This window comes from Glaciimonas sp. Gout2 (assembly GCF_035018905.1).
In the GTDB taxonomy this organism is placed as follows: domain Bacteria; phylum Pseudomonadota; class Gammaproteobacteria; order Burkholderiales; family Burkholderiaceae_D; genus Glaciimonas.
The window spans coordinates 48,023-67,531 of sequence record NZ_JASJXA010000005.1 but is presented as its reverse complement, the minus strand read 5'-3'; the positions used below and the strand labels follow the sequence as shown (position 1 = coordinate 67,531).

At 53.3% G+C, this 19,509-nt stretch carries 5 protein-coding genes; 1 reads left to right on the top strand and 4 read right to left on the bottom strand.

The annotated features are described in order from the left end of the window. Positions 1-462: 462 nt before the first annotated feature. Genes QN379_RS05705 through QN379_RS05690 form a run of 4 tightly spaced genes read right to left on the bottom strand, consistent with a single transcriptional unit; the run spans position 463 to position 17,402 of the window. Positions 463-1,521: a GNAT family N-acetyltransferase gene (locus QN379_RS05705; protein WP_323506207.1), complete on the bottom strand. Its 1,059-nt coding sequence runs from the start codon at positions 1,519-1,521 to the stop codon at positions 463-465. Further along, complete coding sequence (locus QN379_RS05700; RefSeq protein WP_323506206.1) at positions 1,518-6,563, bottom strand: non-ribosomal peptide synthetase; 5,046 nt, start codon at positions 6,561-6,563, stop codon at positions 1,518-1,520. Before QN379_RS05700 ends, QN379_RS05705 begins: the two co-directional genes overlap by 4 nt. Beyond that, on the bottom strand, positions 6,560-14,773 hold the full coding sequence (locus QN379_RS05695; protein ID WP_323506205.1) for a non-ribosomal peptide synthetase: 8,214 nt from the start codon (positions 14,771-14,773) through the stop codon (positions 6,560-6,562). The genes QN379_RS05700 and QN379_RS05695 overlap by 4 nt, the downstream gene beginning before the upstream one ends. A 4-nt stretch (positions 14,774-14,777) precedes the next feature. Beyond that, positions 14,778-17,402 (bottom strand): amino acid adenylation domain-containing protein, encoded by a 2,625-nt coding sequence (locus tag QN379_RS05690; RefSeq protein ID WP_323506204.1) that lies wholly within the window; start codon positions 17,400-17,402, stop codon positions 14,778-14,780. A 285-nt stretch (positions 17,403-17,687) separates the two neighbouring features. Here QN379_RS05690 and QN379_RS05685 point away from each other — a divergent pair, with 285 nt between their 5' ends. Then, the gene (locus tag QN379_RS05685) at positions 17,688-19,388 is read left to right on the top strand and encodes a cyclic peptide export ABC transporter (protein ID WP_323506203.1); all 1,701 of its coding nucleotides are present in this window, start codon (positions 17,688-17,690) and stop codon (positions 19,386-19,388) included. The last annotated feature ends 121 nt before the right edge of the window (positions 19,389-19,509 follow it).

Genomic DNA, 19,509 nt, shown 5'->3' with positions numbered 1-19,509 from the left:
TTGGGTTGGGTGTTATTTCTGCGGTTCGGTTCATCAATATCTGGAACGGTTAGTGCTCCGTGGATGCTGGTCGGGGGTGGCCCGACAGCCAGTCACTTTTTCTTGCTTCGCCAAGTAAAAGTAACCAAAAAGAAGGCGACCGCAGAGGCGCTGCCCTCCCTTTGGTCGGGTCCCCAAGCATTTCAGTTGTCAGTCGGGTTGAGAAACCAACTCGCCTGCGGCTCAAACATGTTTCCCAACCCGACTGACAACTGAAAAGCTTGGCAGTGCCAATGACGGGGTAGGTCAAAAAAAAAAATACAACAGCAACAGCAACAGCAACAGCAACAGCAACAGCATTCATAGTGGATGTGATTCAGTTTGCACTAACCTGATCTACTGACCTCACATCTCAACACCCACTAAGACTTGCCCAGAACTACTATTAATCTCTGCTAACGCCTTACTGTGAACAACCTCAAGTCAGTCCGTTATCCACGGTCCTTGAGAGAATACCTCGCGTTCAAGTATTAACAACGCGGCACGTTTATGTGGAAAGTCGAACTCACGATGAAAAGCGAAACCGGTTTGCCGTAGATAGTCGATCATGCGAACGTTGTCGGCGCGGGGTTCGCACACTATTAATTGCGTACGTGGATCGTCCAGCATCACATAATGTACGAGCGAGTTCAGCCATGCCGAAATGAAGTGCGGACCACGCGCCCATTCCTCACCAACCAGCATATGTAAGCCACGGTCATAATCTGTCGCATTATAAAAGGGCGCAATACGATCCTCTTTTGCCCAATACACTTCAAAATAGCCAAAGGGCTTATCGTCCAGACAACCAATCAGCGGATGTACGTGCGGATCAGCCAATGCGTTGATGATAAACGCACGGTGCTTTTCAATTGCACCATCCTCTTCCCAAAATTTTGCCACACGCGGATTATTCATCCAGGCGTGAAAACTATCGAGATCGGTATCAAGATCCAAAGTACGCAATGTTAGCCATTGATTCAGCCAAGGAATAAAGCGTCGATAAACCGTTTTTGGATTGTTCGGTGGACGGCGTGGATGACGTTTGCCGTTGCTGATCACATAAGCAAGTGGATACGCCGCACTGGATTCAACTTGAAGCCATAAATCCGGCTGCTGAACAAACGCGTCTCGTGTGAACAAAACCTGCCCGTTGAGATCAACGACGGCAAGACCACTTCGCAACAGCGACGACAAGGCTTGCTGATAATCCGAGAAATCCAGCTTCAATGTGTCAACCATTACATCTGTCGCGAACAGAAAATTTAACGCACCAAGTATTGCCAGCCGCAATCCCACCGCATCCGTGGTATTCAAACCAATAATCATTGCACTGCGCGTGGCACTGTCAGTTCCGCCTAGCAACAGTCGCAACGAAGGCGCATCGTCAAGCCATACTTCAAGCGCCTGTCCGTCAAGTAAGACTTTCACACGCGGCCCATCATTCAAAACAATGTCGAAACAGTCAGCAGTGCGGGGTATGGTTGCGTTGTTTTTGTTCAAGACATTTCCTTAGATGTTTGGCGCGGCACAATAGTGCGAGTGTGCGGTTTGGTAGCACACGGAAGCGATGCTCCCTTTGCCGCTGCAAGTTGTGCAATCGTCTGATGAAGAAATAAATCGGCAAGACTAAGTCCAAGTCCAAGTCCAAACCGATTTGATTGCGCCAACACTGTGAGGCAAAGCAATGAACTTCCCCCCAAAGCAAAAAAATTATCATCTCGCGCGACTGCGGCGACACCCAGCGTTTCAATCCACACTTGTGTCAATATGGATTCCCATTCGGGATACAAAGGCAGAACGATAGGCGCTATGGAGACATCAATAACGGGGGTGATTTTTTGACCGTTCGCAGGATTCATGATGGGCTTTACGATCCCGGCAATTGGCAAGTCGGGCGCATCCAGCAGCGCGGCAAGCAAAGTGGAATAATCATCCCGCAGCGCTGTTACAAACGTTGCATCGATCCGTTCAACTGCGTACGAAAAAGCCCCACACACTGCGCCATGCACATCCTCGACGACATCCAATTCGAGATCAAAAACCACCGTCCGCCGTGGTACGGGAAAGTCATCAATCTGCATTCCCGGCAAACCGGAAAGACTCTCAAAATCAGGACGTAGAAAATTGTAAAGAACCTGAAATAATGGATTTCTACCGGCCTCCCGAACTGGCGATAAGTCTTCTACCAATGAGGAAAAAGGCAGACCAACGTGCATTTGTGCCGCTAAATGTGTTTCTTTCACTGCGCCCAATAAGCTAGAAAACCCGAGCTTCGGATCAATTTGTGCGCGCAGCGTCAGAGCGTTAAGAAACAGGCCGACTACCGGCTCAATGTCGATACGATCACGATTGGCTGCAAGAATACCGATGCAATGATCTGCCTGACCGGTATGCCGATATAACAAGGCATGAAATGTCGCCTGTAACAGCATCGACAAAGTCGCACCGTTGCGTTGCGCCACATCGCGTGCACGGCTAATCAGATTAGATTCCAACGTAAATAAAAGCTGCTCGCCACGCATCCCGGGCAATTGCACCCTCTTTTGTGGGCGTGGTAAGTTAAGCGGCTTTATAGCATTGAGTTGTTGCCGCCAATAAGCGCGGTCAGTCGCATCCCGTGTCGCAGCGTCGGAATTGGCGACGGTTGGCAGCCGTTGCCAAAAAGCGTAGTCAGCATAATCAAGTTTCATTGGCGGCAGTGCGATGCTTTGGTGATCATGAAAACCACGATAAAGCGCCATCAACTCATTGAAAATTAACCCTATCGACCAACCGTCAGCAACAATGTGATGGATCGACAACAGCAAGATATGATCAGCCGCCGCCATCTGTATTAATTGCACTCGCAATAGTGGTCCATTTTCTAAATGAAATGGCCGCAAAGATTCGACTTCAGCTAACCGTTGTGCTTCTGTCTCGCGCTCAGCATCTGCCCAATGCGAGAGATCAACCAGCGTCATCTGAACCGGCGCAGGCGGATGAATCCGCTGCAACACAGAATCATTTTTTCCTTGCATGAACGTGGTCCGTAGCACCACATGGCGTGCGACTAATGCATCAAAACTGGCCTGCAATGTATCGTAGTCAAGCGCACCACGGAATCGCAGCGCACTATAAATGTTGTAGCCCGCATCTTCTGGATCAGCAAGCCAGAGCAACCACAACCCTTGCTGCGCAAATGATAAAGGCACCGACGCTTCGGGAGGACGCTTGGGTATCAGCGCTAACTCGGCACTTCTGCATTCGGTCGCTACACGCGCTGAAAATTCGCTTAAGACTGGCGTTTGAAAAAGGTATCTGAGCGGCACGACCAAACCCAGCCGACGCTGAATGCGCGCGCACATCTGAGTCGCCAACAATGAATGCCCGCCCAGTTCAAAGAAATGATCATCAAGGCCGACGCGATCCAGTTTTAATACCTCGGCCCAGATCGCGCCCAGACTGATCTCAACAACGCTTTCCGGCGCACGATAAGCGCGACCTTTCCACGTTGGCGCAGGTAACGCGCGACGATCCAGCTTGCCGTTGGCCGTCACCGGCAAGCGGTCCAGCAGCATGAATTGGGCCGGTACCATGTAATCCGGCAAACGTTGCTGAAGCTGAGATTTCAGTAACGTCCGATCCAATGGTGCACCGCTTTCTTCCGCCACCAGATAAGCCACCAGTTGCCCATCGCCCCCGTCGCCGTGGACCAATACCGCCGCTTCCCGCACACCCAAACATGCTAGCAATTGCGCCTCAATTTCGCCCGGTTCGATGCGCACACCACGCAATTTAACCTGATGATCCAATCGCCCCAAATAATCCACACTGCCGTCGCTGCGCCAACGGGCGCGGTCGCCGGTACGATACAGTCGACCGCCAGCGCAGAATGGATCAGGGATAAACCGCTCGGCGGTCATCCCTGCGCGCGCGTGATACCCACGCGCCAGTTCCGCGCCGCCCAGATAGAGTTCGCCTGCGACACCGACCGGCAGCGCATTGAGCGCGGCATCCAGCACATACGCCGAGCGTGCACCGACCGGCGTGCCTATCGGTAGATAGGCGTTATGTTGCCATTCGGCAGGATCGGTATCCGGTTGCGTGATCCAGAGCATCGGCGAAATCACGGTTTCGGTCGGACCGTAGCCATTGATCAGGGTCGCGGGGGCAAACACGGTGCGCACCAGTTCGAAGTGTTCACGCGAGAGCGCTTCACCGCCAAAGGCAAGTACCCGCAAAGCCAGCTTATCCTGACGTGCTTGCGCCGCTTCGGCCAGTTGCACCAGATAACTCGGTGGAAACGCAGCCACGGTCACGCCGTGATGCGCCAGTTGTGCGCAGGTCTCAGCCGGACTCCATAACACGTTGTCGGTAATCACCAGGCGTGCGCCAAACAGTAACGGCATCAACCAGTACTCATGCGCCAGATCAAAGTTGATCGAGGCAAAATGCAAGACCCGATCTTCGACACTCATCTGATAACGTTCACCGATGGCCTGACAATGCCGTGCCAGCGGTCCGTGTTCGACCGTGACCCCTTTCGGCTGACCGGTCGAACCGGAGGTATAAATTAAATAGGCGCTTTGCGACGGATGAATGACCACGGCGGGCGGATGATCATATTCCGTGGAATCCTCATTTTGCACGTCCTCCACGTACAAGGTGGTCATCGTCTTGGTCGTGATTGCGCTCGTCGATAATCCGCGCTGCGTGACCAGATGTTGCACACCAGCATCACTGAGCATGTAGGACAAACGTGCAGCCGGATAACGCGGATCAAGCGGCACAAACGCGCCACCGGCTTTGAGAATCGCCAGCAACGCGATGATCATCTCGGCAGAACGTTCGATGCTGACACCGACCCGTACCTCGGCTTTTACCCCGCTGGCGATCAGACGATGCGCCAGCCTATTTGAGCGAACATTCAATTCATCGAAACTCACAGTCGTTACGCCATGGCATAGGGCAATGCGGTCTCCGTACATCTCGGCTTGCGCAGTCAACGCCGTATGGATGGGCACAAATAGTTTTTCAACTGTTTGATCTGCTGCCGCATTCCAGCGCGTAATTTGCGCTTGTTCTGCATCGCTTAACAATGCCAATTGATTAAGGGTAATACTCGGACTTTGGGCGACTTGCTCGAGCAAGCCCAAATAATGGCCGGTCAATCGGGTAATCGTTGACGGCAAAAACAACTCTGCCGCGTACACGAACGCACCGCTTAACACGCCATCTGCGCTTTCCTCGGTTGTCAACGTTAGGTCAAATTTGGCAACTGGATTACCTTCCGACACCTCATCGACAACCAAGCCATCCCACTGCGGCGTTGCACCACGAGTCTGGTGATTCGCCATTACCTGGAATAACGGATGATGGCTTGTACTACGCACATCCTGCAGCGCTTCGACCAATTGCTCGAATGGCAAATCCTGATGCGCCTCAGCACCCAGCAATGCGTCCTTCAGTTCCAACAGCAACTCCGCAAACGTTTTCTGTCCCGATGGACGAGACCGCACCACTAAAGTGTTAATAAAAAACCCAATCAATCCCTCGGTTTCAATCCGGTTTCGTCCAGCAGCGGGTACGCCAACGCGGATATCATCCTGCCCACTATAGCGGTACAAAAGCGCTTTAAAGCTGGCAAGCAATACCATGAATAACGTTACACCCTGCCCTCGGGCGAGCGTCCGTAACTGCTCTGTTACCTGCGGTGTTAACGTAAAAAATTGGCGCGCACCTTGTGACGACGGGATTGCCGGACGTTGCCGATCTGTTGGCAAAGCCAGCACCGGATGATCATCTCCCAAAGTCTTACGCCACCAATTACGCTGACGCTCGGCTTCTCCCGCTTCCAGCCAGCGCCGCTGCCAGAGTGCAAAATCGGGATATTGAATGAATAATTTCTCGGGTAAAGCTATTGCAACAGCAACGTCAAAATCAACACTGACATTAAGCCGATAGCCTTCAGCCAATTCACGCAACATCACTTCAGCAGACCAGCCATCGGAAACAATATGGTGAACCGTCAGTAATAAACAGTGGGTGTTGCTATTGCATCGAATCAGCATCACGCGCAAGAGTGGCCCGCTTGCCAGATCAAACGGACGCAAGGCCTCAGCCTTGGCTGCGCTTTCCCGTTCCATCTCAGACAGGTGCTGCAAATCGACATGGCGCAGGTCCAGCGACGCTACCGGATGCACCTTTTGTAGCGCTGCACCGTCAGATCCAGCTAAAAACGTGGTGCGCAATCCCTCATGCCGAGCCAACAAAGACTGTACGCTGGCGGTCAGCGCCGCCACGTTTAATTCGCCGACGAGTCGTAGCCGTCCGGCCATATTGTAAGCCGGGCTTTCAGGGTCCATTTGCCACAAGAACCACAACCGCGCCTGTGCGAAAGAGGCCGGTAAAGCGATGCCCGCTTCGGCCTGGGTACGGGGCGGAATTGGCAACAGACTAAAGTCAATATTTTGATCCGCTAACCGCTGCAAAAATACCGAGCGCTGCGCCGGGGCGAGATCAGCGAACCGGCGTGCAAGTGCCAGTAAGCGGTCCTGATTCATAGTCCCTCCATTTCGCCAAACAGTGCATCCAGTGCATCCAGCTTGCTATCATTCAATGCACCATTCCGGGCCTGATCTACCACCTCGGCAAAACCCGCCAGTGTCGCGGCTTCGAATACGCGACGTAACGGCACGCTGACCTGAAGCTCTGCCTTGAGTCGTGATATCACTTGCGTCGCCAACAACGAATGTCCACCCAGACCAAAGAAATTATCAGCTCGCCCGATTGCCTTAACACCCAACACATCACGCCAGATCGCGGCGATGTGTTGCTCGATTTCAGAGATCGGCGCTTCGTCATCAACACTCTGCCAGATCGGATCCGGTAGCGCTTTACGGTCTAACTTACCGTTTGGTGTCAGCGGCATCTTTGCCAGCGTCACCAGTTGTGCTGGCACCATAAATGCAGGCAGATGCTGTCCCAGATATTCCAGAAGCGCGATCGACACTACTTCCTCACGGAGCACGCCATCATGGCGTACGACATACCCAATCAACTGCTCACCGCCATGCGCCACCACTACCGCTTCTGCCACAGAAGAATGCATTAACAACAGCGCCTCAATTTCGCCCAATTCAATCCGCAAACCCCGCAACTTCACCTGATGGTCAAGTCGACCGAGATACTCGATTACCCCATCATCCCGCCAACGCGCAAGGTCGCCGGACCGATACAGGCGCGCACCAATTCGAAAAGGATCTGGTACAAAACGCTCTGCCGTGAGCGCAGGACGTGCGTGATAACCGCGCGCCAATCCAACGCCACCGATATAGAGTTCTCCAGCAACACCGGGCGGCAGCGGGTTAAGTGCATCATCCAGAATATGAATTTGCGTATTCGCGATAGGACGTCCAATGGGGACCGATGCACCGTGTTCGCTCACACAAAGATGATGCGTGACATCGATGGATGCCTCGGTTGGACCATACAAGTTAACCAACGTTGCGTGCGGCAAATATTCTTGCGTGCGCACAGCCAGTTCAGCCGATAGCGCTTCGCCACTAGCAACGATACGCCGCAGAGTCGCACAGTTCGACACACACACCGGCCCACTCTCCAGCGCAATGTGCGTCACAAAAGCTTGTAGCATCGACGGCACAAAATGTAAGGTCGTGACGGCATGTTGCGCAATCCGCGCAACCAGCTTGGCCGGATCGCGATGTTCGCCCGGGGCCGCGATAGCAAGACGCGCACCGGTCATGAGCGGCCAAAAAAATTCCCATACTGATACGTCAAAGCTAAAAGGCGTCTTTTGCAACACTGTATCGGTAGCATTCAAACCATAGGAGTCCTGCATCCACGATAAACGATTGCGCAAAGCGCCATGACTGTTGCCCACCCCCTTGGGCTGTCCGGTCGATCCTGAGGTATAAATCAGGTAAGCCAGTTGCTCTGCATGCACGTCCACATCGGGTCGTTGGGTCGGCTCGTTCGACACATCCTCGACATCGACATAAAACAGGTGAGCAGCAGTCTGCGCAATTTGCGGTACATCGATAATCGCAACTTCGGCATCACTTTGTGCCTCGCTCCATTGATGCTGGGTCAATACCAAAGTCGGCGCGGCATCCTCCAACATATATGTACGCCGCTCAGCCGGATAATCCGGATCAATCGGCACGTACGCCGCACCCGCTTTCAGCACCGCCAGTAATGCAACAACCAATCCAAACGAGCGCTCAAGGCAAACGGCAACGCGATCATCTGGTCGCACACCCAAGCTAATTAATCGATGCGCCAGTTGATTGGCCTGTTGATCCAGCGCACGATAATCCATCGTTGCATCGCCAAACAATAACGCGATAGCCGCCGGTTGCAATGCAGCCTGCTGTTCGAACAAACGATGCACCGGCGTTGCGTCAGCGTATTCTGTATCAGTTGCATTCCATGCGACTAATTGTTTGTGCTCGGCATAAGTTGGCATGGTCACTCTGCCCAAAGGCCGCTTGGCATCTTGCATCAAATTATCCAGCAGCACGACAAAGTGCGCATGTAACTGACGTATCTCATTCTCTCCAAACATCGTGCGATCAAAACCATATTCGACCGACAGCGTTTGCGCATTATTGACCACTAAGGTGAGCGGATAGCTGGTTGATTCGACATTCACCAAATCACTAAAGCGTAACGAAGGAAAACGTGAATTAACATCCTGCTCGGTCCACTCTCGCGCTACGGGATAGTTCTCGAACACGATCAGACTATCGAACAATGCTTGTCCCGCCCATCCCGCCCATCGCTGAATGTCAAACAAAGGCGTGTGCTGATGTTCACGCATCACCAGATTATCGGCCTGTAAAGCAGCTAACCAATCCTCCACCGATACGGCTGCGGACGGCGTAACAACCAACGGCAGCGTATTAATGAACAAACCAAGGACCCGATCTACATCAACCAATTCAGCCGGACGACCGGCGACAGTTACGCCAAAAGCGACCGTAGACTTACCGGTGTAACGTTGCAGCAACAAACTCCACGCGCCTTGAATGAGCGTATTAAATGTAATCCGGGTTTCACGTGCAAACTGTTGTAAACGTGTGGTATCGGTAGCGCTCCAATCAAGTGATAACGTGCCGTAACCGAGGCCAGAAGCTTTAGCAGAAAAAGCGCCAGCCAAACGCGTCGGCTCATCGAGCGTAACAAAACGGCTTTGCCAAAACTCGCGGGTGGCGGCGATATCTTGTCCCGCTAAGTAAGCGATATAATCCCGATAGTTGGATCGCCCTGCGCCTTGTACTGGCGAACCAGCGTAGTGACGCACCACTTCTGCCCATAATTGCGCTGTACTCCAACCATCCAGTAATAAATGGTGGCGGGTCCAGATTAACCGATACTGGCTGTCGGTCAACCGCACCAAAGCCAGTCGCATCAGCGGAGGACGCGCCAGATCGAACGGTTGCTGACGCTCGCGCTCGCTTAAACCGGCCAGCGCCGCCTTTTGATCCGCGTTATCTGTTCGCCAGTCATAGCGATCCATCACCAAACGCGCGGTGCGGTGCACTACCTGTTGCGGCTTCTCAATACCATCATGCCAGAATCCCGTTCGTAAAATAGCGTGGTTATCTACCGCCGACTGCCACGCCGCGGCCAGTCGGTCAGCATCTGGATCCGTCAGGGTCATGGATAACTGATTCACGTAAGCCAATTCTTCCGGGGCTAACAATGCGTGGAATAACAGCCCTTGTTGCAACGGTGTCGCCGGATAAATGTCGTCGATTTCTCGCGCTAATCCGGGAAGGTGTTTCAACTCGCTCGGTGTCAAAGCAGCTAACGGAAAGTCAGACACCGTGATACCGCCCGATGCTGGCAGGCAACAGTGTTCAATCAATGCAATCAGTTCGACGCGATAATCCTCGGCTAAACGATCAATCGTCGCGGCATCGAACATCTCTCGGCTGAAGACCCACGTAAGAGCCAGTTCACCATCCGAAACCTGTCCATGAATTGCCAGCCAGTTGGTTAAGGGCCCACTACCGTCGCGCTCCATTCCCGATTTGCCAAATACCGGCCGAAGCAGCGCGTCTTGCACAGCGCCGGAGTCAAACTGTCCAAGATAATTGAAGGTGACACGCGGCTTTGGCAGTGCCGCGATTTGTGCGCGGTCGTCGGGGCTTGACAGGCTTTTTAGCAGTCCAAAACCGATTCCTTTATTTGGCACATTGCGCAATGTTTCTTTGACCGAACGAATTGCGGCGTCAGCATCACCTTCTGCCATCAAGCGCACCGGAAAGTGACTAGAAAACCATCCCACAGACCGCGACAAATCCACGTCATCAAATAGCGCTTCACGCCCATGCCCTTCCAGCTCAACTAACACCTCGGGCGCGCCGGTAAAGCAACACAACACCCGACCAAGCGCGGTCAATAAAAGATCATTCACCTGTGTCCGATAAGCGGCTGGCGCATCCTTTAATAGCTTGCGCGTCAGTTCGCGGTTAAGTGTCACCACGCTCTGCGCGCCATCGGCCACGCGGCTTGCGCCATTGACCTTATCTTGCGGCAATGCAATACGAGAACAATCGGCCAGCGCCAGCCAGTAGGGCAACTCGGCCGCCAATTCTTTACCCTGCGCATAATCGGTCAGGCGCTCGGCCCATTCGGCGCCGGAGGTTTCCGGCGGAGTCAGTCGAACCGACTCACCGGCAACCAGTTGTCGGTAAGCGACATTAATATCTTCTAGCAGAATACGCCAGGACACGCCATCCACAGCCAAGTGATGAATCGCCATAAACACTGTTTGTGTACCGTCGGAATGCTCGGCAAGCATCGACCGAAACAGTTGTCCGGCATGGATATCCAGACTCTTATTGACTTGATCGCAGAGAGATTCAAGCTGCGCGTCATCGGTAAAATGACGCAACCATAGCGCGTCATCCATCACACCATCCGATACTAATTTTGCGCGCCATTTGCCATCTGCTGTGCGTTCATAGGCACAACGCAAGGAAGCATGCAGCGCAAGGACCGCTTTTAACGCCTTATTAAACAGATTTGGATTGAGCACTTCACTCACATTAAAACGTAGCGCCTGATTCCAGTGATTGGCGTTTGCGATGTTCAGTGTGAAAAAATGTTCTTGTACCGGCGTCAGCAGCAAACTTCGACCCGCAACTGGAGCGGCCTCAGCCAGGGACACAGGCGCCGCAGCGATCGCCACCAGCGGCAAAGCTGCGTGTGCCAACGTCGCCACAGTTTGATTTGCAAACAACTGCTTCGGTGTCAATTTCAGGCCCTGTTTTCGCGCCCTTGCAATGATCTGCAAACTGAGAATAGAATCGCCGCCCAGCGCGAAGAAATTATCATCCAGTCGCACCTGATCAATCCCAAGAACTGTCTTCCAGATAGCAATCAGGGCTTGTTCGTTATCACTCATCAATGGTGACGGCGGTGGCGGCGCTGACAACTGTATCTGCGCAGCGAGTCTTCCGATTGTCTGATGTTCGAATAGCTGCTTAGGGGTTAACCGTATGCCTTGCTTTCGTGCGCGAGCGATGATCTGCAAGCTCAGAATCGAATCGCCACCAAGCGCAAAAAAATTATCATTTAATCCGACTTCTTCAATGTTTAATACTGCCTTCCAGATCGCTGCCAGCATACCTTCGGCCGTGGACATGGCTGACGTTTCAGAACTATTCTGAGGGTTTATTTTCGGCAGCGCTTTGCGATCAAACTTACCGTTAGCCGTCAACGGCATGCGCTCCAATATGACCAGATGCGCCGGAACCATGTAGTCCGGAAGACGTTGTGCCAGTAGATTTCTGATTGCAACAATATCCAGCACCTTGCCTTCATCGACCACCAGATAGCCAATCAACTGATGCCGACTTTCATCATCGTTAATCACCGTGATAATCACTTCGGCAGCAGCGACATCTGGCAGTGAGCGCAACGCCTCTGCGACTTCCGACAGCTCGATCCGATACCCACGAATTTTGACCTGATCATCGATACGACCAAGAAACTCAATTACACCGCTCGCCAATAAACGGACCCGGTCGCCGGATCGATAAAGCCGTGCGCCATCGGCGAATGGATGCGGTACAAAGCGTTCTGCGGTCAAGTCTGCACGACCCAGATAACCACGCGCCAGTCCCGCGCCACCGAGATAAAGTTCACCGACTGAACCCAACGGAACAGGATTAAGATTAACGTCGAGCACCAAAGCCTCGGCATTTGGCAACGGAACGCCGATGGGGACATTGATGGACGCCGCCGGTCTGGCCGCCTGTTCGAATGACACTTCTTGCGTCAGAATACCAACAGTCGTTTCAGTCGGACCATAATGATTAATCACGCGGCAAGTCGGCCGCAATCGATGCACCGTCTCGCATAAACTCGAGGACAACGCTTCGCCACCCAGAATCAGCGCATGGCGTGGCAAAACATCAGCTGATGTAGCCGCTTGCAACAGGCCTTGCAGATGACCCGGCACAATCTTTAACACGCCAACCTGATGCGTAGCCATGTAAGCGGCAAAGCGGTCGGGATCGGCCACACAATCCGTTGAAATCAGATGCAACAATCGTCCTGAACACAGTGCGCCAAACAGCACGGTATGACCAAGATCGGCAGCGACCGTCGATATCATCGCCATGCTTTCCCCCAGCAACAACGTTAAACGAGAAAGCATCCCGCACACGTAATCGGCCAACGCACCGTGGGTAACTATGACGCCTTTCGGACGACCGGTAGAACCGGAGGTATAGATCAAATAAGCAGCGGCAAGCGGGTCTGGACGATAGGTTAATGGCGTCGCATCAAATGTCGACCATACCGCGTCGGCGCTGAGAGAAATGACACTCGCCCCAGTTGCGCCCGCGGCAATAGTACCGTCGGTATCGCCGAGCACGCACTGCACGCCGGCGTCTGCCAGCAAAAAGGCGATCCGTTCGGTTGGCAAAGTCGGATCAATGGGAAGGTACGCCCCACCGGCCTTCAATACCGCCAGCAAACCGAGTACCAGTTCAGGTGAGCGCGCTGCGCATACTGCCACGCGCAACTCGGCTCCATGGACCGTTATCTGGCTTATCAAATAATGCGCCAGACGGTTAGACGCTGCATCCAATTCAGAAAAGCTGATGCCTTCGCTTGTGTGCTGGTCGCTTGTTTGCTGACCGATCTTTTGTTGAACCTGATATTGCAAAGCCCGTGCATCCGGGTTAACCGCTACGCTGTGCGCCCACGCATCCATAATATTAAAATCTTGTGTATCGAGCCGCTCGCCTTGTAAAGAAAAATCGGCTGCATCGGTCGGCAATCCCAGCGTCGCCAAATGAGATGCTGGCGTGGCGACGATCTCGCTCAACAAATGGACGTAAGCCTCAGCAAACCCCAGCACGCGTGCCGCATCGAACATATCGGTCGCGTAGCTGAATGTCGCCTCAACGCCTTGCACGCCATCCGTCACATCCAGCGACAGATCAAAACGCGCCGCATGATCCGGTAACGGCAGCAATTGCACCGTCAATCCCGGCAAGGCGATGGCCTCTGGCAACGCAATCTGCTGGGTAAATTTCACCTGCACCAAAGGATTGTGGCTCAGACTGCGCTCTACCTTCAATGCATCCACCAGCACATCAAATGGCAAATCCTGATGCGCCTGTGCGCCCAGCGTGGCGCTCTTTACCTGCGCCAAAAAATCATCAAACCGCTGCCCACCATCGACTGTTGTACCTAAAACCTGGGTATTCACAAAGAAGCCGACCACGCCTTCGATTTCGCGCCGCGTACGTCCAGCCGTTGACACGCCAACACGAATCTCAGACTGACCACTCAGACGCGACAGCAACAATTGGAACGCTGCAAGCAACACCATAAAAAGGGTCGCGCCACTGCGCTGTGCGAGCAAATGCAAGTCGACCGACAGCGCCTCGCCTATCGCAAAGGAATGGCGTGCGCCGTGTAAATTACGCGTAGCTGGACGTGGCCGGTCGGATGGCAACGTCAGCACCGGATGCTCAGTACCGAGCGTAGCGCGCCACCAATCCAGTTGACGTTCGCGCTCACCGGCTTCCAGCCAGTGCCGCTGCCATATTGCATAGTCGGGATATTGCACCGTCAACGCTGGCAAAACAGGATTTTCTCCTGCGCAAAAGGCGCGGTAACAGACCGCGAATTCTCGCAGCAGCAACTCCACCGACCAGCCATCGGAAATGATGTGATGCTGAATGAATAGCAAACGATGCTCGCCATCGGAAAGACGAATCAGTCGCACGCGTAATAGCGGTCCTGCTGTCAAATTAAATGGCCTTAATGTCTCTTCTTTAGCTACGCGATTCATCTCGACGATCCGCTCCGATGGAGCAAGTGCTGAAAAATCTGACTCCGTAATAATGACTGCTGATGGAGAGTGGATTATTTGCTCGGGCTGCGCGTCGCCCACTGCGGTGTTGCCAAACGTTGTGCGCAAGGCCACATGGCGCGCAACCAAAGCATTAAGACTAGCTTGCAATGCCGCCCGATCCAGTCGTCCGTTCAAGCGCAGCATCGCGGGGATATGATAGGCAGTGTTACCCGGCTCCATTTGATCGAGAAACCATAAACGCTGTTGTGCAAACGAGAGCGGCAACATACCCTCCGTCGGCGCTGGTACGATAGGAAGACGAGAAAAATCAATGCCTTTAGCTGCGAGGGCTTGCAAAAATTTACTGCGTGCGGCAACTGGTAGCGCGATAAAACGGCGCGCAATATCGACTTTATCAAATGACATAAAATTAGTTCTCCAAGGCTTGCAACAACGCGTCCATATCGGACAAATCGTCCGCTTCAGTCAATCGCGCCGCGCCAACATGTCGGGACAGATGTGCGGCGCACTGCGTAAGGGTAGGATGTTCAAAAAAATCAGCTAACGACATATCAATTAACAGTCGTTCGCGTATGAGCGCAGTCGCTTGAGTCGCCAACAATGAATGCCCGCCCAGTTCAAAGAAATGATCATCAAGGCCGACGCGATCCAGTTTTAATACCTCGGCCCAGATCGCGCCCAGACTGATCTCAACAACGCTTTCCGGCGCACGATAAGCGCGACCTTTCCACGTTGGCGCAGGTAACGCGCGACGATCCAGCTTACCGTTGGCCGTCACCGGCAAGCGGTCCAGCAGCATGAATTGGGCAGGTACCATGTAATCCGGCAAGCGTTGCTGAAGCTGCTCTTTCAGTAGCGTCCGGTCCAGTGCCACACTGCCTTGTTCTGCCACCAGATACGCCACCAGTTGCCCATCGCCCCCTTCGCCGTGAACCAATACCGCCGCTTCCCGCACACCAAAACATGCTAGCAATTGCGCCTCAATTTCGCCCGGTTCGATGCGCACACCACGCAATTTAACCTGATGATCCAATCGCCCCAAATAATCCACACTGCCGTCGCTGCGCCAACGGGCGCGGTCGCCGGTACGATACAGTCGACCGCCAGCGCAGAATGGATCAGGGATAAACCGCTCGGCGGTCATCCCTGCGCGCGCGTGATACCCACGCGCCAGTTCCGCGCCGCCCAGATAGAGTTCGCCTGCGACACCGACCGGCAGCGCATTGAGCGCCGCATCCAGCACATACGCCGAGCGTGCACCGACCGGCGTGCCTATCGGTAGATAGGCGTTATGTTGCCATTCGGCAGGATCGGTATCCGGTTGCGTGATCCAGAGCATCGGCGAAATCACGGTTTCGGTCGGACCGTAGCCATTGATCAGGGTCGCAGGGGCAAACACGGTGCGCACCAGTTCGAAGTGTTCACGCGAGAGCGCTTCACCGCCAAAGGCAAGTACCCGCAAAGCCAGCTTATCCTGACGTGCTTGCGCCGCTTCGGCCAGTTGCACCAGATAACTCGGTGGAAACGCAGCCACGGTCACGCCGTGATGCGCCAGTTGTGCGCAGGTCTCAGCCGGACTCCATAACACGTTGTCGGTAATCACCAGGCGTGCGCCAAACAGTAACGGCATCAGCCAGTACTCATGCGCCAGATCAAAGTTGATCGAGGCAAAATGCAAGACCCGATCTTCGACACTCATCTGATAACGTTCACCGATGGCCTGACAATGCCGTGCCAGCGGTCCGTGTTCGACCGTGACCCCTTTCGGTTGACCGGTCGAACCGGAGGTATAAATTAAATAGGCGCTTTGCGACGGATGAATGAACACGGCGGGCGGATGATCATATTCCGTGGAATCCTCATTTTGCACGTCCTCCACGTACAAGGTGGTCATCGAGTCGGGCGTGATTGCTACAGTCGATAATCCGCGCTGCGTGACCAGATGTTGCACACCAGCATCACTGAGCATGTAGGACAAACGTGCAGCCGGATAACGCGGATCAAGCGGCACAAACGCGCCACCGGCTTTGAGAATCGCCAGCAACGCGATGATCATCTCGGCAGAACGTTCGATGCTGACACCGACCCGTGCCTCGGCTTTTACCCCGCTGGCGATCAGACGATGCGCCAGCCTATTTGAGCGAATATTCAATTCATCGCAACTCACAGTCGTTACGCCATGGCATAGGGCAATGCGGTCTCCGTACATCTCGGCTTGCGCAGTCAACGCCGTATGGATGGGCACAAATAGTTTTTCAACTGTTTGATCTGCTGCCGCATTCCAGCGCGTAATTTGCGCTTGTTCTGCATCGCTTAACAATGCCAATTGATTAAGGGTAATACTCGGATTTTGGGCAACTTGCTCCAACAACGCCAGATAATGGCCGGTCAATCGGGTAATCGTTGACGGCAAAAACAACTCTGCCGCGTACACGAACGCACCGCTTAACACGCCATCTGCGCTTTCCTCGGTGACAAGCGTTAGGTCAAAAAAAGGCGCACCCTCAAGTTGTGGCGCGTTGTTCGAATACCACATTTCCTCGCCGAAAGGATGGTGAAAAGCAGCGACCCGACACAAGTCTTCATCACCATCCAACCCATCTGCAAAGCATTTTTTTTGCTGTAAAGCGAGCAACGATAATGGCAACGGATGCGCCCGCGCATCGTTTAATGCTGCGTCAACATCGGCCAATAATGATGATACCGGCTGCCGTCCTAGTGGCTGAATTAATGACAAATATGCATCTTCCGCGCCCGACACCGCCACCCGCAACGCCGACTCGCCGCTATATCGATGCAGCAGCGCAGCAAATGCGGATAAAAATGTACCTTCCAGGCTGTGTCGCCCATCTCGCTGGCAATGACGCAACCGACTAGTTAACAGATCGGTCAGCGCAAAAGGATGGCGCACAACCTGATGCGAACGCGGAAAACGCCGCGGCCGGTCATAAGGCAATACTAATTGCGCGTCGGCATCCCCTAATTTTGCTTGCCAATACGGAAGATGGCGCTCAACGCCTGTCGCATTTCTCATTTCTTACCGTCTTTTCTTCTCGTCATTTCATTCGTCAATAACCGTCAAACCTCGCGGTTGTAATGGGATGACGAATGGGGTCAGCACTTTTTAAGCATGACCTTCACCCGAAAAAAAAAGACGCTAATAAGATTTACGCAAAACCTTCTCAACAAGGCGCGCCGACGACAGTACGTTAGTCCAGCCAGGAGAGCGCAACGCAGTTGGGGCGATTTTGCGACAGTCCTGGCTAATTATTCTCGCCTCCCAATCGTCTAATCAATGACACCCACTTTTGCGAATACGATGAAGACTCCACCGCGCCAAAAAAATCGACCGGCAACCCGGCTTTTACTGTCACTCCTATATCGTTCGCGCTGGCCGCTCGCGATAGCGTTAATTGCCTGCGTCGTCAATGGACTTTCCAGCGTGTCGCTGGTCGCGCTCATCAACCATGCGCTGACAGCCACACCCGAGGCGCTCACGCCGCTGGCCTGGAAATTTGCGGGGCTCGCCGTGCTGACGCTGGTAAGCCGGATTCTGGGTGGCGTACTGTTTGCACAACTCAGTCAAGGCACGATGAGTAAAATGCGCGAACATATTTCCCAACGCGTCGCCAGCGCGTCCTATCGCGATGTCGAAAAATTGGGTGCAGCGCGTGCACAATCGATCGTTACCGAAGATGCGACCAATGTGTCGATGCTTTTCTTCGCCCTACCCAATCTGCTTATGCACGGCTCCATCGTCGCCGGTTGCCTTGGATATCTGGCCTATTTGTCATGGCCAGTATTCTTCCTGGCAAGCGCAGTCGTCGTCATCGGTTCGCTAGGCTATCGACTCGGCGATGCCCGTGCCATCAAGGCGCTAGAAGCTGCTGGCGTGGCGCAAGACAAACTGTTCGGCTACTTCAACGCCTTATTCGCCGGTGCTAAAGAGCTAAAATTACATCGCGAACGCGCCCGCAGTTTTATGCACGAATCACTGAATCCAGAGATTGACGCAGTGCGCTTGCATCGTACCAAGGCGTTCGTATCGTATGCCGTCGGAGTCGGCTGGATTTTGTTTCTATTCTACGTATTCCTCGGCGTAGTGATTTTTCTACCAAGTCAAATTGCCGTCATCGATTTCAGGGTTCTGGCCGGTTATGTGATCGTATTTCTATTCATGCTGGTGCCGCTGGATGGTGTACTCAACAACCTGCCAACACTCAACGCCGCCCGCGTCTCGCTCGGCCGTATAGAGAACGTTTTGCAGGAACTCCAAGACGTTGAAAACGACACTACGTCCACGACATTTGACGACTTCCAACAACTATCCATCAGAGGACTGACGCATCGCTACTATCGCGAAAAAGAAGACGGCATGTTCCAGTTCGGCCCCATGGACCTGACCTTCAAACCCGGTGAATTAACATTTTTAGTCGGTGGAAATGGTAGTGGAAAAACCACCCTGGCAAAGTTATTAGTAGGTCTTTATACGCCAGAAGGTGCCGATGTACGCGTCAACGGACACATCATTAACGACGTCAATCGGCCGCAATACCGTCAACTTTTCTCAGCGGTATTCTCAGACTTTCATTTGTTTGAATCGCTGCTTGGTATCAGTTCCAACGCCAACGGAAAACCAGGTGATTCAAGCGATCTGGACGCCCGTGCCAATGCACTGCTGGCAAAACTCCATCTAGATCACAAAGTAAAAATCGTCAACGGCGCCTTTTCAACACGAGAACTATCGCAAGGCCAACGCAAGCGCCTAGCGCTGGTTGTCGCCTATCTCGAAGACAGACCGTTTTATCTGTTCGATGAATGGGCAGCAGATCAAGACCCCATGTTCAAAGCCGTGTTCTATCAGGAATTATTGCCAGAGTTGGCAGCACGCGGCAAAGCCGTACTCGCCATCACCCACGACGACCGCTATTTCCACCTGGCGGATCGCTGTATCAAGCTGGAGAACGGCATGATTGTTGATGAAGAGGTACATCCGGTGGCGTTGCTGGCGCAAGCCTGATTGACTATATTAAGGATGGGGTTTATATTTAGTAAAAGCCGTACCCTGTTGGATGCGGCTTTTTTATTTTTTCTTTTAAATTTTTAACGATATATACTTACCGATCCAATCACTTGAGAAT